Source organism: Rhizobium leguminosarum, assembly GCF_002953715.1.
Lineage (GTDB): Bacteria > Pseudomonadota > Alphaproteobacteria > Rhizobiales > Rhizobiaceae > Rhizobium > Rhizobium leguminosarum_V.
The window spans coordinates 22352-46978 of record NZ_CP025016.1; the positions used below are offsets into that span (position 1 = coordinate 22352).

The window sequence follows — 24627 nt, forward strand, 5'->3', positions numbered from 1 at the left end:
GCCGCTGACGGAAATACTCGGGCTCTCAAAGAGCCTGCGTGCGGTGATGCCGGTCTCAAACTGCTCCACGTTGTTCGCTCCTTCAGTGGCTCGCCGCCGTCACGCGCTGCATGGCGCTCGTCGTGTCTGTCCATGCCGGTTTGTCCGGCGCAAAACGCGCCCTGAGATAGGCTGCGAGGTCATTGATCTGGCCCTCATTCAATGTATCGCTGAAAGCGGGCATGGACATGACTTCCGGCGCCTCGCGTCCACTGGTTTTGGCGAGGATCGCCGGCGCTTCGACACCGTTCAAGATGACCTGCAGAATGTTGTCCGGCGTATCGGCATGCAGGTTGCTATTGAGCGCGAGCAACGGCAGGATCGTGTTGCCGGTATGACAGGTCGCGCACGCACCGTTGAAGATCCGCTCGCCCTTCGGCGATAGACGCGCGGCGGTGGCCTTGGCCGTCTCGCTCGCGGCAATGGCTGCCTGGCTCTGGATGACCGCGACATCGGGTTCCGTTCCACCACTCAAGCTTGCGAGGTAGGTCGCCATGGCGCGGATGTCAGTGTCTGGAAGGGGCTGCATGACTTCGACCACCTGCGCCATGGGGCCGGCCGCGCTGCCGTGGTCACGCGAATGTCCGGTGCGCAGATAATCGTAGAAGGCGTCTGCCGTCCAACCGACGGGTCCTTTGGCAAAGGCGTTGAGTGCGGGAGCTTCCCAGCCATCGGCAAACCCTCCGGACAAACGAGCATCGCCGGTCTTTTCCGCGCCCAGCACATTGCGCTGGGTATGGCAGGCCGAACAGTGGCCAAGAGTTTCGACGAGATAGGCGCCGCGGTTCCACTGCGCGTCGCGCGCCTCAACATAGCGGAACGGCTCGGCCTTCAGGAACAGGGCGTTCCAGCCAGCCATCATCGAACGAATATTATAGGGAAACTTGAGCTTGGTTTCCGGCGGCTTTGCGGCGACCGGGGCCTGCGTCATCATATAGGCATAGAGCGCCTGGAGGTCCGCATCCTCCGCACCCGCAAACGACGTATAGGGGTGGGCGGGATAGAGGTGATGGCCGTCGCGGCTTACACCCTCGCGCATGGCGCGCTCGAAGGCAGGATAGGACCAGGCACCGATACCGTTCTTCGCATCGGGGGTGATGTTGGTGGCATAGACCACGCCGAAGGGCGTGTCGAAACCCCGTCCGCCAGCGAACGGGGTACCGTCGGGGCCGGCATGGCAGACGTTGCAGGCGCCGGCTGCAGCGGCCATGCGTCCGCGTTCGATCGTCACAGCGCTATAGACGTTGCTATCGGGTGTCGGGATCGTGCCGATCGCGGGGCGCCATGGCGAGGCCATCGTCACGATCCCCGAAAGGGCGGCGACAGCGCCTGCGGCAGACAGGCCGATCGTCCACCATTTGCGTTTTTTCACAGGTTCCGCCGGTGACGCCTTGTTCTTCTTGCCATTCAGGGTGGCCAGCACCAGTTCCGGCGTCAACGGCAATTCGCGGAAACGTATGCCGGTCGCGTCATAGACGGCATTGGCGATGGCCGATGCGCTTGGTACGGATGCGGACTCGCCGACGCCAAGCGGCGGCTCGTCCTGCCGGGGGATCATCAGTACATCAATATCGGGGACTTCGGGGAAGGTGATGAGCGAATAGCCGCCCCATTCCTTCGAGGTGACTGCTGTTGAGGAGAATTCCACCCTTTCCTTCAGCACCCGGCTCGTGGACTGGATGATATTGCCATGGATCTGGTGACGGACGCCGTCAGGATTGATCATCATGCCGGAATCCTGGGCGCAGGTCACCTTCGTGACCGCAACTTCGCCGGTCTTCGTGTTAACCGCGACATCGGCGACCCATGCAGCCCATGCAGCCGCCTTGCCGGGGAAGGGGCCGTGGATATAGACGGCATAGGCAAAGCCGCGCCCGTATAAGAGATCGCCTTCGCCGCCAAGCGTGCCCCATGTGGTGTGCGGCACCCAGTTCGCCCGCTCGGCGAGCGCCTTGACCAGATCGACCGCGCGCGGATCGTGGAGATAGCGCAGCCGGTATTCGATTGGATCGACGCCCGCAGCGGCGGCCAGTTCGTCCACATAGCACTCATGAGCAAAGGTGTTCGGCATGGCCGAAACACCGCGGAGCCATGAGGCGCGGGCGATCGGCGGCATGTCGTGCACCGTGACGCGAAGGTTGCCATAGGCATAGGGCGGGATCGCGGTGCGGTCGCCCATCTGCATCACGTCTGAGACTGGCGGTACCTTGCCGGTCAGGATCAAGGGCAGGGTTGGGGCGAGGTTGGAGGGATAGCGCGTTTCGAAATCATAGGCGGAAGGGCCGCCCTCCAGATCGAGGCCGCCGCGCACGTCCATAATCTGTGCCGCCCCCTTGGGCTCCCAGGCGTGTTCCTGCTCGCGGCTCAATTGTACCCTGACTGGCGCCTTCACCGCACGCGACAGGAGGGCAGCATCGGCGGTCACGTCATCAGCGCAGTTTCGGCCGTAGCATCCGGCAGCTTCAAGCCGTTCGACGAGGATCATGTCCTCCGGCATATCAAGCAGCAAGGCGAGATCGCGGCGCAGTGGAAAGGGATTTTGCGTACCGGACCAGACTGTCAGACCATCGTCGCGATAGTCTGCCACGGCGCAGGAAGGCCCGATCGATCCGTGCATCTGGTAGGGCCAGATATAGGTGCGGTTCATCGGCTGAGCGCTGCCGGCCAGGGCCATATCGACATTGCCGCGATCGGCAAGTTTGCGCGGGGTCGCGGGGTTGGCGCGCAAGGCAGCTTCCGGTGCGTTGAGGTCAGGGCGTTCCTGCGCTGCGCGCCAGACGACCTTGAGGGTCTTTGCCGCTTCGATGGCGATTTCCTCGCGCGTCGCGACGACACCGACGAAATCGCCGATGGCGACCACGCCAACCAGACCCTCGATACCGGCAACCGATGCCTCATCGATGGAAATCAGGCTATTGCCGACATGCTCGCCATGATCGAAGCCGGCATAGGGCGGGCGGACGACACGGCCGTGCAGCATGCCGGGCACGCGCACGTCGTGCACATAGGTCCAGCGCCCCGTCGCCTTTGCCGGAATATCGACCCGCGGACGCGACGAGCCGACAATCGTATAGGCCGACGCTGGTTTGAGTTCGGCGTCGATGTCGATCGACAGGCGAACATGCTCGCCGGCGACGAGATCGGCAAAGCTCAAGCACCAGTTTTCACCGGAATCGGCGCGAATGATGCCGCCTTCCAGGATGAGCTTTTCGAGCGGCGTACCGGTCCTCTCAGACGCTTTGACAAGCAAATGACGGCGTGCGGTCGCCGCCGCATACCGAAGGGGAACGGCGGTGATCTGGATTGTTTCGCTGGCAATGGTCGCACCCTGGTTGGGGGCGGCCGAGGTTGCCCCAAGCACCATGTCGACCTGCTCGAACGGGACATTGAGCTCTTCTGCGACAATCTGCGCCAGCGACGTCCGGATGCCCGTTCCCAGATCGACATGGCCATTGAAAGCGACAACGCGCCCATCCGGGCCGATGGCGATAAAAAGCTCGGCAGTGTCTCCCAGTTCGATATCGGAAACAATGAGGAGCGTATCGGCGGCGGCCATGTAGGTCGATTTGGGTGTTTCGCGGTGCAGGGTCATGGCGAAACCTCCGTCGTGCCGTCCGTCATTGAAGTGGATGCCTGCTCCGCCTTGGCATAGGCAACGGCGCGCCGCGCGGCGGCCAGTATTTCAAGATGAGTGCCGCACCGGCACAGATGGTGCCGCAGAGCCTCGCGAATGTCGCTCTCGTCAGGATCGGCATTACGCTTGAGCAGTCCGACCGTGGCGATGATCATGCCATTGAGGCAATAGCCGCATTGCGCCGCCGCTTCTTCGATGAAGGCCCGCTGCACCGGGTGCAGATGTCCGGCCACCGCCAGCCCCTCGAGCGTGGTCACGCGGCGTGTGCCGATTGCGCCAAGCGGCACGGTACAAGAGCGCACCGAACGGCCGTCAACCAGAACGGCGCATGCGCCGCATTCACCCAGGCCACAGCCGTATTTCGGGCCGTTCAGCGAAAGGTCGTTGCGCAGAATGTAGAGGAGCGGTGTTTCCGGCTTTGCGTCAACGTGCCAGAGGGCGTCGTTTACATTCAACGAAACGGAAACGGGCCGCGTCAAGGCAGCTGCTCCAGCGCCGCATAAGCGGCCAAACCCAAGCCTTTTGCTACCGGACGGATCGCTATGCGGCGGGGCCCCTTGCGGCGCCTGTTCATCATAACGATGCGACTGTCACCGACATCACGCATCTGCTGCCCCTTATTATTATATAAAAAGCGTATACGCTTCATATGGTAAGCCTGCAAGCCAAATTTTGCCGTTGCAAACGGCGAGAAACCCGGTAGGCTTTGATTTAATAATTGCAAACTCGACAAAAACCGGATGCCGAGCGCTTGCTATTTAAAGCGTATACGCTATTAATTGTGCCGATCATCCAATTCTGAGAACAACACGTCGAAAGACGGATAGAGGGGTCGCAATGTCCAAGGAAAATGAAAAGATCGCGATTATCGGCGCGGGCCTCGGCGGCGCCGTTGCCGGTGCCCTGCTTCAGCATGCCGGCTTCGACGTCAATGTCTATGAGCAGGCGCCCAGCTTCTCTCGCCTCGGTGCCGGAATTCATATGGGTCCGAATGTCCTGAAGATATTCGAGCGCATCGGCGTCGACAGGCAAGTCATCGATATCAGCAGCACGCCGACCCACTGGTTCAGTCGGGACGGCATCACCGGCGACTATCGCTCGCGAATTCCGCTTGAGGGGTATGGCGCAACCTATTGCACGGTTCATCGTGGCGATCTGCAGGCGATCCAGTGTGACGCGCTTCAGCCCGGCACCTTGCATTTCGGCAAGAAGCTGGCGCGCGTCGAGGACACGGGCACGGATGTGCTGATCGAATTCGAAGATGGAACGTCGGTTCGCGCCGATATCGTCATTGGCGCCGACGGCATCAATTCCCGGGTGCGCGAGACGCTTCTGGGCGAGGAGAAACCGAATTACAGCGGCTGGGTGGGTCACCGCGCGCTGATTTCCTCCGACAAGCTCAAGAAATTCGATCTCACCTTCGAAGATTGCGTCAAATGGTGGGGCCCGGACCGTCATATGATGGTCTACTACACAACGGCCCGGCGCGACGAATATTACTATGTCACAGGCGTCCCGCATCCCGCCTGGGAGTTCGATTCGGCTTTTGTCGACAGCAGCCGCGAGGAGATGGCGTCAGCCTTCGAAGGATATCACCCGATCATTCAGGCGCTGATTGAAAGCACCGATACGGTGACAAAGTGGCCGCTGTTTAACCGCAATCCGCTGCCTCTGTGGAGCAGGGGCCGTTTGGTACTGCTCGGCGATGCCTGCCACCCGATGAAGCCGCATATGGCTCAAGGTGCCGCCATGGCCATCGAAGACGCGGCCATGCTGACCCGCTGCCTGCAGGAAACGGGCGTCGGCGATTTCAGTACGGCCTTCAAGCTTTATGAGGCAAGCCGCCGCGATCGAGCAACGCGTGTGCAGACTGTTTCCAATGCCAATACCTTCCTGCTCGACCAGGAAGATCCCTCATGGGTTTATGGCTACGACGTCTATGCCGAGCCGCTGAAGAGCGAGAACGCGGCATGAGCGGGCAGGCGCTGTACGGCGCGAATGTTTTTGCGGGCGGTATCCGCCAGCATTATCTGCGCTATGGCGGCAAAGGCCCTACCGTTATCCTGATCCCGGGCATCACGAGCCCGGCAATCACCTGGGGTTTCGTCGCCGAGCGGCTGGCCGATCGATATGATGTCTATGTGCTCGACGTGCGCGGACGCGGCCTGTCTTCGACCGGCCCGGATTTCGATTACGGCCTTGATGCCATGGCAGCCGACGTCGTCGGCTTTGCATCGGCACTCGGGCTTTCCAGGCCGGCACTGCTCGGTCATTCGATGGGCGCGCGCATTGCCATCCGCGCGGCGGTTTCTGCTCCGTCGGCGTTTTCGCGCCTGGCCCTGATCGATCCGCCGGTCTCCGGACCCGGGCGCAGGGCCTATCCGAGCAAGTTGCCGTGGTATGTCGACAGCATCCGGCTGGCGCTGAAGGGTATCGATGCGCAGGGCATGAAAGCATTCTGCCCGACCTGGACCGACGAACAACTCACGCTGCGGGCCGAATGGCTGCACACCTGCTACGAGCCCGCGATCGTCACCGCGTTCGAGGATTTCCACAACGACGATATCTTTCCGGATCTGCCGAAGCTTAAGCAACCCGCCCTATTGATGGTGGCAGGCCGCGGCGGTGTGATCGAGCAGGCGGACGAAGACGAAGCGCTCTCGCTGTATCCGGCACTGGAGATCGTCCGGGTGCCGAACGCCGGACACATGATCCCCTGGGATGATTTTGACGGGTTCTTTGCAGCCCTTGGAGACTTTCTCTCCCGCTGACCGGCAGCGGCGGATCAGGCGATCCGCCGCTGTTTCTTTTCCCGTTGTTCGTGAAGCAGAGGATGTCATCCGTGCAGAAATATTACCGTATCGGTCAGATCGTACCGAGTTCCAACACCACCATGGAAACCGAAATCCCGGCCATGCTGACGGCGCGGCAGTCCATCCGTCCGGAACGCTTCACCTTCCATTCCAGCCGCATGCGCATGAAGAAGGTCGTCAAGGAAGAACTGGCGGCGATGGATGCGGAATCCGACCGTTGCGCAATCGAACTGTCCGATGCCCGGGTCGATGTCCTGGGTTACGCCTGCCTCGTTGCGATCATGGCTATGGGGCTTGGTTATCATCGCCAGTCCGAAAAACGCCTGACGGGCCGCACGCTGGAAAACGGAACGAATATCCCGGTCGTCACCAGCGCCGGTGCCCTAATCGAGGGGCTGAAGGTCATGGAGGCGAAGAAGATCGCTGTCGTGGCGCCCTATATGAAGCCGCTCACCGAACTCGTCGTTGATTATATCCGCGAAGAAGGCTTCGAAGTTGTGGATTGGCGAGCGCTGGAAATTCCCGACAATCTCGATGTCGCGCGCCACGATCCCGATAACCTGCCGGCCATCGTACAGACGCTCGATCTGACCGATGTCGATGTCATCGTGCTGTCGGCCTGCGTTCAGATGCCGTCTTTGCCGGTGATTGCCAAGGTGGAGGCGATGACTGGAAAGCCGGTTCTGACAGCCGCGGTCGCTACGACTTACTGCATGCTGAAATCGCTCGGTCTGGAAGCGGTCGTGCCGGGTGCCGGCGCGCTTCTGTCCGGCGCCTACTAAGGAGACGAGCATGCAAAGCGCCGAAGCGAACTATCAGGGTGTGTGGGGCAACCGGATCGGGTTTGGTAAAAGTCCGGCTCTTGTCGTTATCGATTTCCTGAAAGCCTATACGATCGAGGGCGCACCTCTTTATGCACCCGGCGTGGTCGATGCGGTCGCGCAGGCGCCCGAACTGATGAAGGCCGCCCGCGACGCCGGCATTCCTGTCATCCACACGCGCATTCTCTACCTGGCGGAAAACTGCGCAGATGGCGGCATGTGGGTGAAGAAATCGCCTGTCATGAAAGCAATGGTCGAGGGCAATGTGCTTGCCGAGTTCTGCGATGAAGTGCAGCCCGCAAAGAGCGAGCTTGTCATTGTCAAACAATATGCCAGCGCCTTCTTCGGCACCAGTCTGGCGTCGCATCTGCACGCCCAGGGCATCGATACGGTGATCATGGCGGGCTGCTCGACCAGTGGCTGCATCAGGGCAAGTGCCGTCGATGCGGTTCAATACGGTTTCAGGGCCATCGTCGTGCGCGATTGCGTCGGCGACCGGCATGCCGACCCGCACAATGCCAACCTCTTCGACATCGACAGCAAATATGGCGACGTCGTCTCGAGGGAGGAGGCGATCGCCGAAATCGCCAAGATCAAGTTCGGTCCGTAACTGGACGAAACGCCCACGCCTTGAATCAATATAAGGGAACAAGCATGGATCATTTCAGCTTCACGGAAATCTGCCTGCATCAGTTGAAGATGTCGGGCGTCCACGAGGGCGAAAAACTCATCGTCCTTACCCAGGGCAACGAGCGCCTTGATTACGCCGACGCCTTCATGGCGGCGGGTATGCGTCTTGGCGCCAAGATGTATCACATGCGTTTGCCGCCGGTGCCGCCGGCAGGTGCATGGGCGGTCGGCCAAACTGGACTGGCAGCCATGCCGGAAGCGGTCGAGGCCCTGAAGGCTGCCGACATGTTGATCGATTGCATCTTTCTGCTCTTCAGCCCGGAACAGATGGCGATCCAGGCGTCCGGCACGCGTATTCTCACCGCTGTGGAACCGCCGGAGCTTCTCGCCCGCATGTTGCCGACAAAGGAACTGCGCGAGCGCGTCGAATTTGCCGGTGACCTGCTCTCCAAGGCGAAGATGATGCGGATCACCTCTACGCATGGCACAGATGTAATCTACAAGCTCAACACCTATCCTGCCATCACGGAATATGCGTGCACCGACGAACCAGGCCGCTGGGATCACTGGCCGTCTGGCTTCGTGTTCACCGGTGGTGACGACGACGGCGTTGACGGTACGATCGTCGTTGCTCCGGGCGATATCTTGCTGCCGCAGAATATCTACGTGCGAGACCCGATTATCTATACGATCGAAAATGGTTGGATCACCGACATTCGCGGCGGTCTCGACGCCGAGCTGGTCAAATCCTACATGGCAGGTTTCAACGATCCGCGTGGCATGGGTATGAGCCATGTCGGATGGGGCCTCAATCAGAACGCCAAGTGGCATCGCATGGTGCCCGGCGAATTCCCGGGCGGCATGGGCATGGAGGCCCGATCCTTCTACGGCAACGTCATGTTTTCGACCGGCCCGAACAACGAACTGGGCGGTCCAAACGACACAGCCTGCCATCTGGACATCCCGATGCGCAATTGTTCGCTGTTCCTGGATGACGAGCCGATGGTTCTGGACGGAGACATCGCCGTCAAGGAAATGCAGCACAAGTTCGGCTGATTCTTCGGCTTCCGACCGGATTGTATTCGAAGAGACGGAGAAATTTCAGTAGCCCCGGTCGCCGTGAATGGCGGTCGGGGCGCGTCAAACCCGTGCGCTCGCTGTCGAGAGATACAAGGTGGCACAGACCACCGCTTTCGAGCCACAGCGACCAGTATGATGTTAAAAAAGAGGGGTACTATGCAGTCACCAATTACAGTTGAAGACGGCCTTAGAATGGCCGGCGTCGGCGCTTTTCAGAAGCGTCTGTTTGTCATTTTCGGCCTCGTCTGGGCCGCTGACGCTATGCAGGTTCTGGCGATCGGTTTCAGCGCGCCGTCGATTGCCGCAAGTTTCGGCATCACCGTTCCGCAGGCACTGCAGACCGGTACTTTGTTTTTCCTCGGAATGCTCATCGGCGCATTCGTTTTCGGACGGCTGGCAGACAGTATCGGCCGCAGGCCTGTGCTGTTCATCGCCATCATCCTCGATGCGATCTGCGGGGTTGCCTCAGCTTTCGCCCCGGATCTTCAATGGCTGCTTGTGGCGCGGTTCCTGACGGGCCTTGGTGTCGGCGGCACACTTCCGGTCGATTATGCCATGATGGCGGAGTTCCTTCCGTCGGATCGGCGCGGCCGTTGGCTGGTTCTGCTCGAAGGCTTCTGGGCGATCGGCACCGTCGCACTTGCCCTTCTGGCGCTCGTTGCCGGAACACAAGGTGGTGAAGCCTGGAGGACGATCTTCCTCGTGACCGGTCTTCCTGCCCTGATCGGCGTCGTGTTGCGCTTCTACGTTCCCGAATCGCCCCTCTATCTCAATCAGCAAGGGCGCTCGGAACAGGCGCGGCAGGTCCTGCAGACGGTCGCCAAGGCGAATGGTACGAATGTCCAAATTCCGCCGCTCGTGCAGCAGACGCCGCAACGCAAGTCCATAGCCGCCCTTTTTTCCGGCGATCTGCGCCGCCGGACGATTTTCCTGATGCTCGCCTGGATACTGATCTCGGTCTCCTATTACGGCGTGTTTGTCTATCTGCCGGTGAAGCTCGCGGCCGATGGTTTCGGTTTCGTCCGCGGCCAAGTCTTCCTCGTCATTTTGGCGATCGCTCAGCTGCCGGGCTATGCACTTGCTGCCTATGGCGTCGAGAGATGGGGGAGGAAGCCCACATTGATCGGCTTCCTGCTACTCAGTGCCATCGGAACCCTCGCTTACGGGCTGGGGCAGACTGCAGAGATCGTGGTGGCCGCGACTTTGCTGCTCAGCTTTGCGTTGCTGGGCACATGGGGTGCGATCTACGCTTTCACGCCCGAGATTTACCCGACGACGCTTCGGGCCAGCGGGATGGGAATGGCCGGATCGGTCGCACGTTTCGGCGGCCTCCTGGCGCCTTCGATCGTGGCGCCTCTCATGACGTCGAACTTCGGCCTTGCTCTAGGGGTTATTTCCGGCCTGCTGGTTGTCGCCGCCTTCAGCGTCTGGCTAATCAACGCGGAATCGAAAGATCGTATCCTCGAGTAAATCGCCTGCAGTCTCGCGGCACACCACTGTGCGGCGAGACCCTGCCGTCGTCGAAACCGCTCGTGAACACGATGGTGCCGATCGATCTGCTTGCGATTTGCAGAGTTTTGGAAGAATACAGATTTGAAATGGGAGCGAGCGTCACAACAATGATTGGCGGCGATGACAGTAAAGACTCAGGCCGGCGGGATCCTTATCTGGTCACCGAGCAGGTGGGACATCTGCTGCGCAAAGCCTATCAGCGCCATCTCGCCATCTTCCAGAGCAATGCCAGCGATCCCGACCTCACCTCGGTGCAATTCGTGACGCTCTGCGCCCTGCATGATCTTGGCCCCAGTTCGCAGGTCGAACTCGTGAAGGCCACCTCGGTCGACCAGGCAACTATCCGCGGCATCGTCGAAAGACTGAAAGCGCGTGGCCTGATCGATCTTTCCCGTGATGAAGCTGACGGCCGCAAGGTCGTGATTTCGCTTCTGCCCAAGGGCGAAGCCGTGCTTGAGCAGATGTATCCTCAAGGCCATCTCATCAGCGAAAAGACCATGCGGCGTCTCAACCCGGCCGAACGGGTAGCGCTGCTATTCCTTCTGCGCAAGATCGCGGAAGAGGACGAGCAGGTCACTTGAAAGCCGAGGAGTCATGCCAGAACCCACCGAAGTATTTTCGATAGAGATCGACCCGCAATCACAGCCGGTTGGTTCAAGTGGCTTACTCGATCGCAAGGCATCAGTTGCGATCATCCTTCTGGCTGCAGGCAAAGCGAGCCGCATGGGCAAAGGGGGAGCACATAAACTACTTGCCGAATTCGACGGTGTTCCGCTTGTCCGGCGTGCAGCGCTCGCTGCACTTGGTGCCGATGCCGCCACGGTTGCTGTCGTCACCGGCCATCGCCGCAATGAGATCGAAACCGCGCTTTACGGCCTCGATATGCAAGTTGTCGAAAATCCTGATTACGCAACGGGCATCGCAAGCTCGCTGGTTGCCGGCTTCGCCGCGCCGGGCGTGCGCAAAGCCGAGGGCGTGCTTGTCATGCTCGCTGACATGCCGGGCGTGACAAGTGTTGACCTTGACGCGCTGATCGCAGCGTTTCGGATGTCATCAGGTCAGGTGATCGTGCGTGCGGTTTCCAACGGCAAGCGCGGTAACCCGGTCATCCTGCCACGCACTTTGGCGCGGGCGGTGACGGGGCTTGTCGGCGACATCGGCGCGCGGCAACTCATTGAAGCGTCCGGGCTGCCTGTGATCGACGTCGATATCGGGGACGCGGCGCATTTGGACGTTGATACTCCCCAAGAGGTTGTCGCTGCCGGTGGTGTGCTGCGGGGATAGACATGGACGCTGTTGCTGGACTTAGGAGCTCTAGGCTTGGCGCCAGAACTAGAACCGCGAAAGTCAGAAGGGTTTCCTGAGGCTATCGACGGTTCGATTCCTATCAAGACCTCCGGTTCGGCGAATCTTCCAAGAAGGATTGTCTGGATCAGGCGTTACGCCGCCAATTGCCAGGCGTGGTGCCGACGATAGCTGCAAAGACGCGCGTGAAATGGCTTTGATCCGCGAAGCCGCAGGCGATGGCCACTTCGGCGAGCGGAGTATTTGAGGTCCGCAAGAGGTCGCGGGCACGGTCTATTCGCTCACGAAGGACCCATTGATAGGGCGTCATACCGGTCGTCTGACGAAAAGCGCGAATGAAGTAGCCACGTGACAGGTTGCAGACCTGGGCGACGTCGGAAATCGACACGTTGCCATCAAGGTTTTCGAGAAGCAGACTTTTCGCCAGATCCTCATGCGCCCGCGAAAGGCTACCCGACCTATCGGAGCCTACCATCGGCCGGCCGCCGTAGCGCTGGACCAGGTAGGTGCCGATGGCCGTCGTCATTTGTTCGACGAAAAGCGCGTTGGCTTCGTCTGGCTTTTCGAGCGCCGGGATCAGCGCCCGAGCGAGATTGGCAAGCACAATATCTTTTGATGCTGTTTCAACTGACAGCGACGTTATGCCGGGCATTTCAGCATCATCGGCAATTTTGCCGAGGGACGCTGGCGAAATTTCAAACAACACGAAATCGAAAGGACCGCGGAGATCCGCCTTGTAGGCGTCCGACAGATCGCGAATATAGATCGAGTTCTCGGTAAAGTCGTGGGTTGTCGCACGATGTTCGTGGAAGATGCGCCGCGTGTGGCCACCGAGCGAGGAAACCCCCACGACGAACCCTCGATCGCTTGCCGGTGTCATGACCTGATCGAGTTCAGTGTTGACTGTCGCCTTCCGAAAGATATCGATGTCTGAACCAAATAGGCTTTGGTTGATCGACAACTGCTTCAACGAGCACCCGAATCCGTCGGTCGAGTTTCCAGTGGAAGATTGGTGGCGGAGGGGGAGAACTTGGACCACGACGCAGTTCTTTCATTTTTAGACACTCGAACACGGGACCTGCCGGCTGTGGTAGCTTTCCCACGCTAAGCTTGCCTCGCGACAATTTATTAAATCGGCACCGCGAGGATCCTTTTGTTCAAGATTGCCGTTTGAAACCTGTGTAGGAAACTTTGAAGCGCGGCATCTCGTCGGTACGGCTATACAGTCCCCAGCCAGGATGATCGAGACACATATGAGTGAAGCGTTGACGGTCAGTGAGAGAATTGCGGCGTGTTTTGGGATTAGTGCCGCAAGGGCGCTGGCAATCAGGCCTCTTTACGAGGCAAAGCTCGCTGTCGTCCATCTCGAGCACTCCTATGACAATGGCGAACACACAATCGTCCTGCCGGCTGATGACGCCTTTCTGGTCACGCTTTATCTCGTCGACGTTGATCATTGCGACGTCCGGCCGGACGGAGCACGGACACCTCTGAAGACCTATTCCAGAGGTTCTATGTGTCTCATCAGTCTGAGGAATGGCGCCGCAATTTTGGTTCGTGGCCGCTTCGAAGCACTCGCATTTCATATCCCAAGCGCGCTTTTTATCGAGCTCGCTGAGGAAGCAGGCGAGCCGCGTATTGATGACCTCACAACCTGCCGCGGGATTGACGATCAGGTGGTCCGTAATATCGGCGGTGCGCTGATTCCGATGTTCGACATGCCGGACGAGGTCAGGGACACACTGCTTCCTCATATCGGATTAGCGCTAAGCGCCCATCTCGCGCATCGTTACGGGCGGTCCCCCATCCAGCACCTGTCGGGCACCGGTCGGCTGTCTCCGTTGCAGGAAAAGCGCATCAAGGCGTACATAGCTGCAAACCTATCGGGCGGCACACCGGTCGATAAGATCGCCGAAGCGTGCGGGTTTTCAGTCGATGAGCTCTGTTCCGGATTTTTGAGCACGACCGGGCAGTCTGTTTCGGAATGGATTGCGTCATATCGAATAAGCAGAGCCCAGTCGCAACTGAGCAGAACCGGTGAAACCATTGCCCGGATCGCTGAAGAGTGCGGGTTTCCGGACGAAAATGAACTCGTCGCAACCTTCACGAGGGTCGTGGGGGTGAATCCTGCGGCCTGGCGCTCGAGCAACCGACACTAACAGAAAACCATCGAGCAGCACTGCTGGGCTTTGAGCTCAGCTTCGCTCAGGACTGTCCTGGTGACAGCCAGCTCGGTCGGGTTTGTTCGGCCGGATCCGGGTGCAGCGAAGGCAGCCACACCCGGAGGGTCCAATTAAGCTTGGATAAATGCCAAGAGGTCGGCGTTCAGGACCTCAGCATGCGTTGTCAGCATGCCGTGCGGATAACCCTGATAGACCTTCAGGGTGCCATTCTGCACCAGTTTGACGGAAAGCTTGCCAGCGTTGTCGATCGGCACGACCTGATCGTCGTCGCCGTGCATAACGAGCGTCGGAACGGTGATCGCCTTCAGATCTTCTGTCTGGTCGGTCTCGGAGAAGGCCTTGATCCCATCGTAATGGGCCTTGGCGCTGCCCATCATTCCCTGTCGCCACCAATTCTGGATGACGCCCGGATAGACCTTAGCGTCGGGACGGTTGAAGCCGTAGAACGGACCGGTGGGGAAATCGACGAATAGCTGTGCGCGGTTCTCGGCCACCCCCTTGCGAATGCCGTCGAAGACCTCCCTTGGAAGACCACCCGGATTTGTCTCCGTCTTCAGCATCAGCGGCGGGACGGCGGAAACCAAAACGGCCTTGGCAACGCGGCCAGCGGGCTGGCCAAATTTTGCAACGTAGCGGGCAACTTCTCCGCCGCCGGTTGAATGGCCGATATGAACGGCATTCTTCAGATCGAGCGCTTCGACGACGGCGAAGGCATCGGCGGCATAGTGGTCCATGTCGTGACCGTCAGAAACTTGAGCAGAGCGGCCGTGACCACGGCGGTCATGGGCGACGACGCGGAAGCCCTTTGCCAGGAAGAACAGCATCTGCGCATCCCAATCGTCCGAGGAGAGCGGCCAGCCATGGTGGAAGACGATCGGCTGGGCATCCTTCGGACCCCAATCCTTGTAGAAGATTTCGACGCCGTCCTTGGTGGTGATATAGCCCATTGTATTATCTCCTTTGGCTGGGGTGGTGGTCGAAGCACCGTTGGCCGCCAGGCCAAACGCTGTGGGAACTACCATGGCGACTGCGGCAGCGGCTCCGGAAAGCAATGCGCTGCGGCGGGTGATGGAGGGGAAGTTCTCGGTCATTGTCGCGTACCGTGATCCTTTGATGGCTATGATTCGAGGGTAGTGGTGGATGCCGCTCTCCCGCGTTGCTAGGCGGCCCCCGGCCGGTTGATTGTGAGGAAATGCCGGACGACCGGCTTATCCGTTCCTGAGTGATAGGCGAGGACCTGGCCTTGCAGGTCAGCATCGGCATTTGAAACCCGCTTGTGCTGGCGCAGATGCTCTGCCCAGGATTCGACCATGAACCATTCGACGATCTTTTGCGGATCGGCGGAGTCTTCCGTCACCCCCCATCCGTAGGCGCCGTCCCGCCGCCGCTCGTGGGACATCTCATCCAGCGCATGCAGGAAGGCTGTGCGATGATGTTTTTCGACATGGTATTCGATGAGGATCAGAACAGGTCCGCGGTCGTGGGCGATAGGCTCTGCGACCAATGGTTCTGGCCAGTGATTGGACGGCACCATATCCGCGTCGCCGGCCGGCAGCTTTAAGCGATGCATGATGAAGCCCGCAATGAGCAGTCCAACCGCGCCGATCATCAGCGCTCCCGGCACCCCGGCAGCTTCACCAACGGCACCCCAGCCAAGGCTACCTGCCGTCATCGCACCATTGAAGACGGTAAGATAGACCGCCAGGCCGCGACCGCGGACCCAGTTCGGAAGCACGGCCTGCGCTGCGCCATTCAGCGTGGTCAGGGCGGTGATCCATGCGCCTCCGAGAAAGAGCAGGACGATGATGGCAACCCATTTTGGCGGCGCGAGCGACAAAGCGCCCATGACGAGTGCTGTGATAACAGCGGCCCCTAGAAGCAGGCCATCGGCATTCAAGCGTTCGCGCAGTTTAGGCATGAGCAATGCGCCGCCGATCGCGCCGGCGCCAACGGCGCCAAGCAGGATACCGTAGAATCCTGCGTCACCGCCGAGCAATTCTCGGGCGACGAGCGGCAGGAGTGCCCAGACGGCACTGGCGAAGGCAAAGAAGATCGCCGCGCGCAAAAGTACGACATGCAAGGGCTTGCTGGCGCGGGTGTAGCGCAGGCCTGCACGGAACGCGCCGAAGAAGCTTTCAGCCAGCGCATCATTTGCGTTCTTTGCCCGCGGCCACCAGACGAGCGCCGCGATGACGACGAGATAGCTCGCAACATCCGCGCCATAGGTGACGCCCGCGCCGAAGGCAGCAAGGAGAAGCCCCCCGGCGGCCGGCCCGATCGACCGGGCGATATTGATGCCGAGCGAGTTGAGGGCGACGGCGCTCTTGACGTCTTCTCTCTTCACCAGTTCCGGCACGATCGCTTGCCAGGTCGGCCCCATCAACGCGGCGCCGATGCCGCCAAGGAAGGTCAGGCCGATCAGCGCACTGACCGAAAGCATGCCGGTATTTGCCAGGACCATGAGACTTACGCTGACTGACGCGAGCAAGATCTGCACGGCGATCAGGAACTTGCGGCGATCGAGAATATCGGTGAGCACGCCCGCAGGTATTGCCAGGAGGAAGATCGGCAGGGTTCCGGCCGCCTGCACCAGAGCGACGGCGGCCGGCGAGGCCGATAGATCAGTCATGAGCCAGGAACTGGCGACATCGCGCATAAAGCTGCCGGTATTGCCGAGGACGGTTGCAGCCCAAAGAACTGCGAAGACTGGCTGGGCAAGGGGAGCAAAGCTGCCCCCGGAGGATTTGGTAGTGCTCATTTGCCTGCTCCCCTGGTCAAATCAATTGCCGCGACAATGATGAAAGCGCCAGCAAGTCCGAGATGTTCGAAGAAGGCGTTGGTTGCCATCATGCGGTCCATGCCTGCGGGCAACTCCCAGAAACGAAGGGCGACAAGGGTGGCAAGGAGCGTGAACGCGGCGAGCGCCAGCGCACCTGCCCAGCGAAGGATCCCCGACACCACCATGGCCGAGGCCGCCAATTCGAAGGCGATAACGGCGACTGCGAAGAATGCCGCCGGATGCAGGCCGAAATGGTTCATTTCAGCGACCGCGCTGTTGAAATCAAAGATCTTGGTAATTGGCCCCTGGATATAAGCCGCGCAGAGAGCCAGAAGGGCAGTGGACCACGTTGCCGGTGCAGCGATGATCCGCGCAAGAAGCGAGCCCCTGCGGTGGGTGGACGAAAATTGGTCAATCATGTCTGCTCCTGTCGTGTCGTCGATCGAAACAAGCGGCTTTTGTTTGCCGCTGGTGGAGCGATATTGGCCAGAAAGATTGCCGCCAACAATTGCATCAATTATTTCGATTTAATTGCGATTATCGCAATAAATGATTTGATAGAGCGAAGTGGGCAGCGGAGAGCGCTGCCCACTCAATGCGGGCGCGATACTGCGTGGTGTCACACGGCCCAGCAGGCACAACCAAGCGCGCCGAAGAAGCCCTTGAGATCGGCAATCGGCAGCTTCGATGTCCAGGCGCCGGCATGGTCGTGACCATGGACGTTGCAGGAACTGGCGCAGCCGCAGGTCGAGATCGCGGTGCGGCGCAAGGAGTTCATGCCTGCGCCCTGCGGTTCGCCCCATGCCGCGTAGCCGCCGAACGTGCGCACGGGAGACCAGTCCGGCATGGCGGGCGGCACGACGTTCTCATCGAGTGACTTGAAGTCGCCAGCACCATAGACGATCTTGCCGCCAACCATAGTCAGATCGGAGGTCAGGAAGGAGATCTCGTCTTCGGCGCAGGCGAAGAAGTCCTTGTCCGGCACGACGAGGTCGGCGAACTGGCCCTTTTCGATCCGGCCCTTCTTGCCTTCCTCGTTAGAGAACCAGGTGACCTTCTCCGTCCACATCCGCAGTGCCGTTTCACGGTCGAGGCAATTGACGCGGGGATAGAGCTGCATGCCGCCGACGGTCTTGCCAGTGACCATCCAGGAGAGCGAGACCCAGGGATTATAGGAGGCGACGCGGGTCGCATCCGTGCCGGCAGAGACGTTGATGCCCTTATCGAGCATGCGCCTGATCGGCGGTGTCGCTTCTGCAACGCCGTGGCCGTATCGCTCGACAAAATATTCACCCTGATAGGCCATGCGGTGCTGCGTGGCGATGCCGCCACCGAGCGCTGCGATCCGGTCGATCGAGCGATCGGAAATCGTCTCGGCATGGTCGAAGAACCAGTTCAGGCCTTCGAGCGGGATATCCCTATTGACCTTCTCGAACACATCGAGCGAGCGGCTGATCGTTTCGTCATAGGTGGCGTGAAGCCGCCAAGGCCAGCGGTTTTCGGCGAGGACTCGAACGACGTCCTCCAGTTCGCCTTCCATTTCCGGCGGCATGTCCGGGCGGGGCTGGCGAAAATCTTCGAAGTCCGCGGCGGAAAACACCAGCATCTCGCCGGCGCCGTTGTGACGGAAATAATCGTTGCCCTGCTTGTATTTGACCGACTGCGTCCAGTTGAGGAAATCCTGCTTCTCTTCCTTCGGCTTCTGCGTAAAGAGATTGTAGGCCAGACGTACCGTAAGCTGGTCCTCGTCCGAGAGCTTCTGGATCACCGCATAGTCGTCCGGGTAATTCTGAAATCCGCCGCCGGCATCGATGACGCCGGTGATTCCCAACCGGTTCAGTTCCCTCATGAAGTGGCGCGTGGAATTGACTTGATATTCGAACGGAAGCTTGGGGCCTTTCGACAAAGTCGAATAGAGAATGCCGGCATTCGGCTTGGCGAGCAAAAGGCCCGTCGGATTGCCGTTGGCGTCGCGGGTGATCTCGCCGCCCGGAGGGTTCGGCGTGTCCTTGGTATAGCCGACGGCACGAAGGGCAGCACCGTTGAGCAGTGCGCGGTCATAGAGATGCAGCAGAAAGACAGGCGTATCGGGTGCAATAGCATTGATCTCGTCGATCGTTGGGAGGCGTTTTTCGGCGAACTGATGTTCGGTGAAGCCGCCGACGACACGCACCCATTGTGGGGCAGGCGTGATGACGACCTGTCGTTTCAGCATGTCCATCGCATCGGCGAGCGAGCGGACGCCGTCCCAGCGGAGCTCCATGTTGAAGTTGAGACCGCCCCGCACAACGTGGGTGTGGTTGTCGATCAGACCAGGCAGTACACGCTTGCCCTTGAGATCGACGATCTTCGTATCGGGCCCGGCAAGCGCGATGACGTCGCGGTCGGTACCCACGTCGATGAATAGGCCGTCCTTGACGGCGATTGCGGTGGCGTTCGGATTTGCGCGATCAAGCGTCGTGATTAATCCATTGTGAAGAACGATGTCTGCGTACATGGAGGCGGCTCCGGTCTTGTTGGGATCGGCGGCATTGGCCGGTGAAAACAAGTTTGAAAAGGCGAGGCTCGATGCTGCGCCCAAGAATGTGCGGCGCGTCGTCATCAGCTTTTTCCCGATGTTGAATCTTCATGGAGTGGGTTCACCGCCACCACGTTTTTCCCACCCTTCGGTAGGTGACCGAACATGTGCGGCTTGACCTGATGAAGCCAGGAGACGGCGGCAGGCTCGCGAGCCCAAATGCTCTTAGCCAGTGGCACGAGCTGCTCGCCGACAAGGATGCCGAGCAGCCCGATGAGCGCGACGACAGGCGGAGCAGGCGAGCGGACATTGAGCAGGCTGTAGATCACGCCCACCAGCAGGCCGGCACCGAGTGACAGAAGATAGAGTTTCATGGGGGAACCTCGCGTGGTGAAAGAAAATCACTCCGGCAGGACGCAGCCTGCCGGAGTGATTGACAGTTTACTTGGCAGGGTTCGGACCGATCCGCTTGCCATGCTTGACGCGTTCGGCACCACCGTGGACATGCGTAACAGCATAATCGATGCCCATGCCGTAAGCGCCGGAATGCTCCTTCACCAGCGACGTGACCGCGTCGTAGGTTTCCTTGCGGGCCCAGTCGCGCTGCCATTCGAGCAGGACCTGCTGCCAGGTAACCGGAACGACGCCGGCCTGCACCATGCGGTCCATCGCGTATTTGTGCGCGTCGACGGACGTGCCGCCGGAAGCATCCGCAACCATATAGATTTCGTAGTCGGTATCGCTCATGCAGGAGAGCGCGAAGGTCGTGTTGCAAACCTCCGTCCAGAGGCCAGCGACGACAATCTTCTTGCGGCCATCGGCAGCGTGCTTGGCAAGCGCGTCGCGGACGTTCTGGTCGTCCCAGGAATTCATCGACGTGCGCTCAAGGATATCATTGTCCGGGACGACAGCGAGCAGTTCCGGGAAAGTGTTGCCCGAGAAGCTGTCGGTCTCGACGGTGGTGATGGTGGTCGGGATGTTGAAGATCCTCGCTGCCTTGGCAAGACCGACGACGTTGTTCTTCAAGACCTGGCGGTCGATCGACTGAACGCCGAAGGCCATCTGCGGCTGCTGGTCGATGAAGATGATCTGACTGTTCTGCGGGGTGAGGACCTGAAGCTTGCTGGACATCTCGTGTCTTCCTTTGACTGGGTTGAAGGTAGGTAATGGGGCAGGGAAGGCGGCACGTCTTGAAAGTTATGCCGCCTTATTGTTGGAAAGCGACGTCAGGCGGCGAGCGGTGTCAGCCCGGCCTCGATCTGGTCACGATAAGGCTCGTACCGTGCCGGCAACTTCAAAACCTCGCCGAGGTGTGCCGTATCTTCATCGCGGTCGAAACCGGGTTCGTTCGTGGCGATTTCGAACAGGACGCCGCCGGGTGTCCGGAAGTAGATAGCCCAGAAGTAATCGCGGTCGATGACAGGTGTCACCTGGTATCCTGTATCCATCAGGGCCTTGCGGACTTCGAGCTGCTTTGCGCGGTTCTCGACAGCGAAAGCGATGTGGTGCACCGAACCTGCGCCCTGCCTTGCGAAGGGCGTTTTCGGAAGGATCTCGAGGTCGATCGTGTCCGCACCATTGCCGCCGGGGATGATGAAGCGGGTGACGTCACCATCCGTTTCGGCGCGCTGGTAGCCCATGAAACCGAGCAGTTCGGACGTGGCAGCGGCGTCATGCAGGCGGAACTTGGCACCGGTGAAGCCGCGGATGCCGACGCTTTCGTCGATGCCGGCGCCATTCCAGGCCTTGCGGCCATCGTTTTCCGTTTCGACAAGGGCAAACCCTTCGCCGTCCGGCCCTTTGAACAGGAGGCGGGCAGCGCCGAAGGCAGTGTCGGTATGCAGGTTGACGGCTCCCTTTGCCGGCAGGCGATCCTGCCAGAACGAGAGTGAGCCCTTAGGCACTGCGAACTGCGTTTCGCTGACTTCGCCAACGCCTGGGCGGCCGCGCATCACGTCGGGAAAAGGGAAGTAGGTCATGACGGAGCCGGGGGCGCCGGCCTCATCACCGTAATAGAGGTGGTAGACGTTGGGGTCGTCGAAATTCACGGTCTTTTTGACGCGGCGCAGGCCGAGCGTGTCCGTGAAGAACGCGTTGTTCTGGCGGGCATCCGATGCCATCGACGTGATGTGATGCAGTCCCTTGATATCCTTGATCATAATGCTCGCCCTTCCGCGGCTGCGTTGGTTTGTCTGGTGTGATTGAAAACCTACGCCCGTTGATCATCGGTCGGAATTGCAATAATAATTGTCAGTGAATTGCCTTGGGTGAAATAATCAATGAACGACTACAAGCTGCTTCGGACCTTTCTGCTGGCCGCTGAGAAGCGGAATTTTGCGCAGGTCGCGCGCGAGCTCGATATGACCCCCGCAGCCGTTACGCGGGCGATCGCGGCCCTGGAAGAAGACCTTGGCGTACAACTCTTCGTGCGGACCACACGCCAGGTGTCGCTGACGACCGATGGCGCGATCTTCGCCGCCCAGATACAGCCGGCGGTGCAGGCGTTGGACAATGCGCGCAAGGACGTGATGAATACCCACAAGGCGGATCATGGCCGCCTGCGAATCAGCGCGCCGACCTGGTTAGGCCAGCAGGTCCTGCCGCCCATCCTCTCGGCATTCAAGGAACGCTACCCGAAGATCAGCTTCGAGATCTCGCTTGCGGATGGACTCGTTGACATCATCGATGACGACTATGACCTGGCAATCCGCATTTCCGCGGCCCCTTCGGACAAGTTCACGATCTGGCGCAAGATCAGCGTCGTGCGCCGTATCCTCGTCGCAGCGCCGGGCAGCCGGTTTTCCGACATGAAGCATCCGAACGAACTCATTCCCGACGATTGCCTGGCCTATAGCGGTGACAGCAAGCGGGAGACCTGGACGCTATCGGACGGCAGTGGCAGCGCCACGATTTCCGCGGGCCGGGCATTCAGCGCCAATAGCGGAGAGGTGCTGGCGAGGATGGCGGCCGACGGCGTCGGGGTCGCCATGCTGCCCAAGTTCCATGTGGCCGAGCATCTGCGGACCGGACGGCTCGTCCACGTCCTGCGGGACTGGGCGCCGCCAGACTTATGGTTGACCCTGTACTACCCCCCGTATCAGGTGCTGCCGCCCCGAATTGCCTCGTTCTCGAAGTTCTTTGAACAACAGGTCCCGGCGTTTATATCGGTAATCGAATGAACTGAGTTTGTTTTTAAAAGGTTTTCGAAAGGGCTATTGCTGCACCCGACGGACCTGGCTTTTCAACAGCTTCTATTGTCCACCAAGGGGCCGCTAGTTCGAACCTGTTCAAGGCGGACAGTCCGCCTTTTCATACCATTGGCTAATTCAACGATATGTTCAGCCGTGATGGGAGCTTGACGTCCCTGTTCTCGGCCTGTCGAGCGGCGCCTTCATCGGTGCGGTGATCGCCTTTCTGCTGGTCGGCTTCCTGGCGACGGTAGCAAGAGCTACAAGCTGTCCATTTCCCAACGAGTTCCCGGCAAGCTCTTCTGGTCGGTCATGAAGTCTAGGTCGGCAGCGCCTCGTTAGAGACCGTTTGAATCGCGCTACACTTCACATTTCCTGTGCCGCGTAACCGAGCAATAGCCAGAGATGTAACGCGTCGCAATTGGCTGGCATCCATAAATCAACGTTACGCAGCAAAGGCTGCCTTTTCGGCAGCTGTCGAAAGTGAGCGGTAGGTCGACGGTTCGAATCCTTTCAAGACCACCGTTCGTCTGCAAATTCGGCAAAAAGTCACCGCCAGGCCGGATTACAGGTGGGCTTTTCGCTCAACCAATCGCGGCCAGAGACCGGCAGCACAATCCGTCATCCGTTGACGCTCCGAACAGTTGCAACGCTACCGCCGCCGGCAGTCCGGCGCGTGGCAAGCGCCTTGACCGAAAAGAGCGCGTAGATGATCAGCGGAAGGCAGGCGAGATAGGATGTCCTGATGCCTGCATGTTCGGCAATTAAACCGAGCAGCGGCGGCGCCAGGAAGAAGACGACGAAGGTCATCTGGCCGAGAGCGGCGACGTTGAGATACGCCGCGCGATCAGTACGCTGGGCCGCCGCCGAGACGGCGAGGGGATAGACCGCGCTGCAGCCGGCGCCCATCAAGGCGAAGCCCGCCAGTGCGACATAGGCATGCGGTGCGCCCCAGACGGCGCAGATGCCAATCGCCGAAAGAACAAGCAGCATCGTGGCGACGGCCCGCGCGCCAAACCGATCGACCAGCGGATCAACGAACAGGCGCGCCAGCGCCATGCAAAAGGTAAAGAGTGTCAATCCCAGTCCGCCGATGAAGGGCTCGACTGAAAACACGTCGCGCATATAGATCGCCGACCAGTCGATCCCGGCACCTTCGACGAGAAAGGCGGCGATGCCGATTACGCAGAGCGGCATTAGCCCCCAGGTAGGAAGCGCTACCGGCGGCGCCTTGCCTTCGTCCAAAGTGATCCGCGCTGGCGCATTGCGCATGCCGGCGATCGCCCAGATGCCGATGACAAGGACCACAACAAAGGTCACGGCGAGATGTAGCTGCATCGAGATACCGGCTTGGCGGACTACCGAAGAGACAAGCGCCGTGACGAAGAAGCCGAGGCTCCAGAAGCCATGGGCTCTGTTCATCACGCCGCGTCCCAGCTGCGCTTCGATGCGGTCGATCTCGACATTGAGATTGATCTCTAGCGCCCCGGCGAGCAGCCCTTCGACGAAAAGCAAACAGAATACGGCCGGCGCAGCACCGATCCATGGCACCAGCGACAGCAGCGCGGATGTGCCGAGAACTGTAATGAACGCCGTCGTCCGCGCGCCGAGCCGGGCGATCAAGGGCGAAGACAAAGTCAACGAAATCAAGGCGCCGATCGCAGCCCCTATCAACGTCAACCCAAGCTCGGACTTATCGACGCCAAGCGCAACCTGCAAATCCGGCATCCTCGACAGCAGCGCCCCCAGCGACACGGCGAAGAGAAAGAAGCAGACATAGATCCGCTGCTGCGGCGCAATTTTCATGATGCAACTCCGGGGATTGACGCTTCGAAGCAGAACAGCGCTTTTGGATCTGTGATGAATACCTCACAGGGCTGGAGATCAAAACTTGTTTCTGAGGAGATGCGACGGAGCAGGTGGTTTTGCTTGACATTCTTCGTGATCCCTCGCTCGGTCGACTTTTGGAAAGGCGCGATCCTTGTAATCTTCACGAGCGCCCGCGAAGGGCGCCGGCGGCGATAACGCAGGCGATCGCATCGCTGCTAATGTCGTGACGCTCGACCAGCGATCGTCAACGCTACGCCAATCAGGACCTCGAGAGGCGCGACCAGCTTCCGGATTA

Annotated in this window: 21 protein-coding genes; 10 read left to right on the forward strand and 11 right to left on the reverse strand. The window is 60.0% G+C overall.

Annotated elements, in window-relative coordinates:
• Nucleotides 1-82: 82 nt before the first annotated feature.
• Both CUJ84_RS35035 and CUJ84_RS35040 read right to left on the reverse strand, forming a co-directional pair.
• On the reverse strand, nt 83-3631 hold the full coding sequence (locus tag CUJ84_RS35035) for a molybdopterin cofactor-binding domain-containing protein (protein ID WP_105010049.1): 3549 nt from the start codon (nt 3629-3631) through the stop codon (nt 83-85).
• Nucleotides 3628-4152, reverse strand: coding sequence for a (2Fe-2S)-binding protein (locus CUJ84_RS35040; RefSeq protein ID WP_105010050.1), 525 nt, complete (start codon nt 4150-4152; stop codon nt 3628-3630). The genes CUJ84_RS35035 and CUJ84_RS35040 overlap by 4 nt, the downstream gene beginning before the upstream one ends.
• A gap of 358 nt (nt 4153-4510) precedes the next feature.
• On the opposite strand from CUJ84_RS35040, the gene CUJ84_RS35045 reads away from it, so the two are divergent.
• The 8 genes from CUJ84_RS35045 (at nt 4511) to CUJ84_RS35080 (ending at nt 11813) form a co-directional block, all read left to right on the forward strand.
• Nucleotides 4511-5647 (forward strand): FAD-dependent monooxygenase, encoded by a 1137-nt coding sequence (locus CUJ84_RS35045; protein ID WP_105010051.1) that lies wholly within the window; start codon nt 4511-4513, stop codon nt 5645-5647.
• Nucleotides 5644-6444, forward strand: coding sequence for an alpha/beta fold hydrolase (locus CUJ84_RS35050; RefSeq protein WP_105010052.1), 801 nt, complete (start codon nt 5644-5646; stop codon nt 6442-6444). Before CUJ84_RS35045 ends, CUJ84_RS35050 begins: the two co-directional genes overlap by 4 nt.
• 71 nt (nt 6445-6515) lie before the next feature.
• Nucleotides 6516-7268 (forward strand): maleate cis-trans isomerase family protein, encoded by a 753-nt coding sequence (locus CUJ84_RS35055; protein ID WP_105010282.1) that lies wholly within the window; start codon nt 6516-6518, stop codon nt 7266-7268.
• Nucleotides 7269-7278: 10 nt separating this feature from the next.
• Nucleotides 7279-7917, forward strand: coding sequence for an N-carbamoylsarcosine amidohydrolase (locus CUJ84_RS35060; protein WP_105010053.1), 639 nt, complete (start codon nt 7279-7281; stop codon nt 7915-7917).
• Between the two features lie 44 nt (nt 7918-7961).
• Nucleotides 7962-8993 carry a leucyl aminopeptidase gene (locus tag CUJ84_RS35065; protein WP_105010054.1) on the forward strand — a complete coding sequence of 344 codons (1032 nt, stop codon included), beginning with the start codon at nt 7962-7964 and terminating at the stop codon, nt 8991-8993.
• 180 nt (nt 8994-9173) lie between these two features.
• On the forward strand, nt 9174-10487 hold the full coding sequence (locus tag CUJ84_RS35070; RefSeq protein WP_105010055.1) for an MFS transporter: 1314 nt from the start codon (nt 9174-9176) through the stop codon (nt 10485-10487).
• Nucleotides 10488-10636: 149 nt separating this feature from the next.
• On the forward strand, nt 10637-11110 hold the full coding sequence (locus CUJ84_RS35075; RefSeq protein ID WP_105010283.1) for a MarR family winged helix-turn-helix transcriptional regulator: 474 nt from the start codon (nt 10637-10639) through the stop codon (nt 11108-11110).
• Between the two features lie 142 nt (nt 11111-11252).
• The gene (locus CUJ84_RS35080) at nt 11253-11813 is read left to right on the forward strand and encodes a nucleotidyltransferase family protein (protein WP_051447675.1); all 561 of its coding nucleotides are present in this window, start codon (nt 11253-11255) and stop codon (nt 11811-11813) included.
• 148 nt (nt 11814-11961) lie between these two features.
• On the opposite strand, the gene CUJ84_RS35085 is transcribed toward CUJ84_RS35080, so the two are convergent.
• Complete coding sequence (locus CUJ84_RS35085; RefSeq protein WP_105010284.1) at nt 11962-12795, reverse strand: AraC family transcriptional regulator; 834 nt, start codon at nt 12793-12795, stop codon at nt 11962-11964.
• Nucleotides 12796-13099: 304 nt separating this feature from the next.
• Here CUJ84_RS35085 and CUJ84_RS35090 point away from each other — a divergent pair, with 304 nt between their 5' ends.
• Complete coding sequence (locus CUJ84_RS35090) at nt 13100-13993, forward strand: helix-turn-helix domain-containing protein (protein WP_105010285.1); 894 nt, start codon at nt 13100-13102, stop codon at nt 13991-13993.
• Between the two features lie 134 nt (nt 13994-14127).
• On the opposite strand, the gene CUJ84_RS35095 is transcribed toward CUJ84_RS35090, so the two are convergent.
• From CUJ84_RS35095 to CUJ84_RS35125, 7 genes are all read right to left on the reverse strand, one after another.
• Complete coding sequence (locus CUJ84_RS35095) at nt 14128-14964, reverse strand: alpha/beta fold hydrolase (RefSeq protein WP_432444942.1); 837 nt, start codon at nt 14962-14964, stop codon at nt 14128-14130.
• A 212-nt stretch (nt 14965-15176) separates the two neighbouring features.
• Nucleotides 15177-16775 carry an MFS transporter gene (locus CUJ84_RS35100; protein ID WP_105010057.1) on the reverse strand — a complete coding sequence of 533 codons (1599 nt, stop codon included), beginning with the start codon at nt 16773-16775 and terminating at the stop codon, nt 15177-15179.
• Entirely contained in the window at nt 16772-17215 is a 444-nt protein-coding gene (locus CUJ84_RS35105; protein WP_105010058.1) for a DoxX family protein, read from the reverse strand. The genes CUJ84_RS35100 and CUJ84_RS35105 overlap by 4 nt, the downstream gene beginning before the upstream one ends.
• 200 nt (nt 17216-17415) lie before the next feature.
• On the reverse strand, nt 17416-19398 hold the full coding sequence (locus tag CUJ84_RS35110; RefSeq protein WP_105010059.1) for an amidohydrolase: 1983 nt from the start codon (nt 19396-19398) through the stop codon (nt 17416-17418).
• A complete protein-coding gene (locus CUJ84_RS35115; RefSeq protein ID WP_105010060.1) occupies nt 19398-19688 on the reverse strand; it encodes a XapX domain-containing protein in 291 nt (96 codons plus the stop codon). The genes CUJ84_RS35110 and CUJ84_RS35115 overlap by 1 nt, the downstream gene beginning before the upstream one ends.
• Before the next feature lie 67 nt (nt 19689-19755).
• On the reverse strand, nt 19756-20445 hold the full coding sequence (locus CUJ84_RS35120; protein ID WP_105010061.1) for a hydrolase: 690 nt from the start codon (nt 20443-20445) through the stop codon (nt 19756-19758).
• 95 nt (nt 20446-20540) lie between these two features.
• Nucleotides 20541-21473: a VOC family protein gene (locus tag CUJ84_RS35125; RefSeq protein WP_105010062.1), complete on the reverse strand. Its 933-nt coding sequence runs from the start codon at nt 21471-21473 to the stop codon at nt 20541-20543.
• A gap of 120 nt (nt 21474-21593) precedes the next feature.
• On the opposite strand from CUJ84_RS35125, the gene CUJ84_RS35130 reads away from it, so the two are divergent.
• A complete protein-coding gene (locus CUJ84_RS35130) occupies nt 21594-22493 on the forward strand; it encodes a LysR family transcriptional regulator (protein ID WP_105010063.1) in 900 nt (299 codons plus the stop codon).
• A 630-nt stretch (nt 22494-23123) separates the two neighbouring features.
• On the opposite strand, the gene CUJ84_RS35135 is transcribed toward CUJ84_RS35130, so the two are convergent.
• A complete protein-coding gene (locus CUJ84_RS35135; protein WP_105008831.1) occupies nt 23124-24308 on the reverse strand; it encodes an MFS transporter in 1185 nt (394 codons plus the stop codon).
• Between the last annotated feature and the right edge of the window lie 319 nt (nt 24309-24627).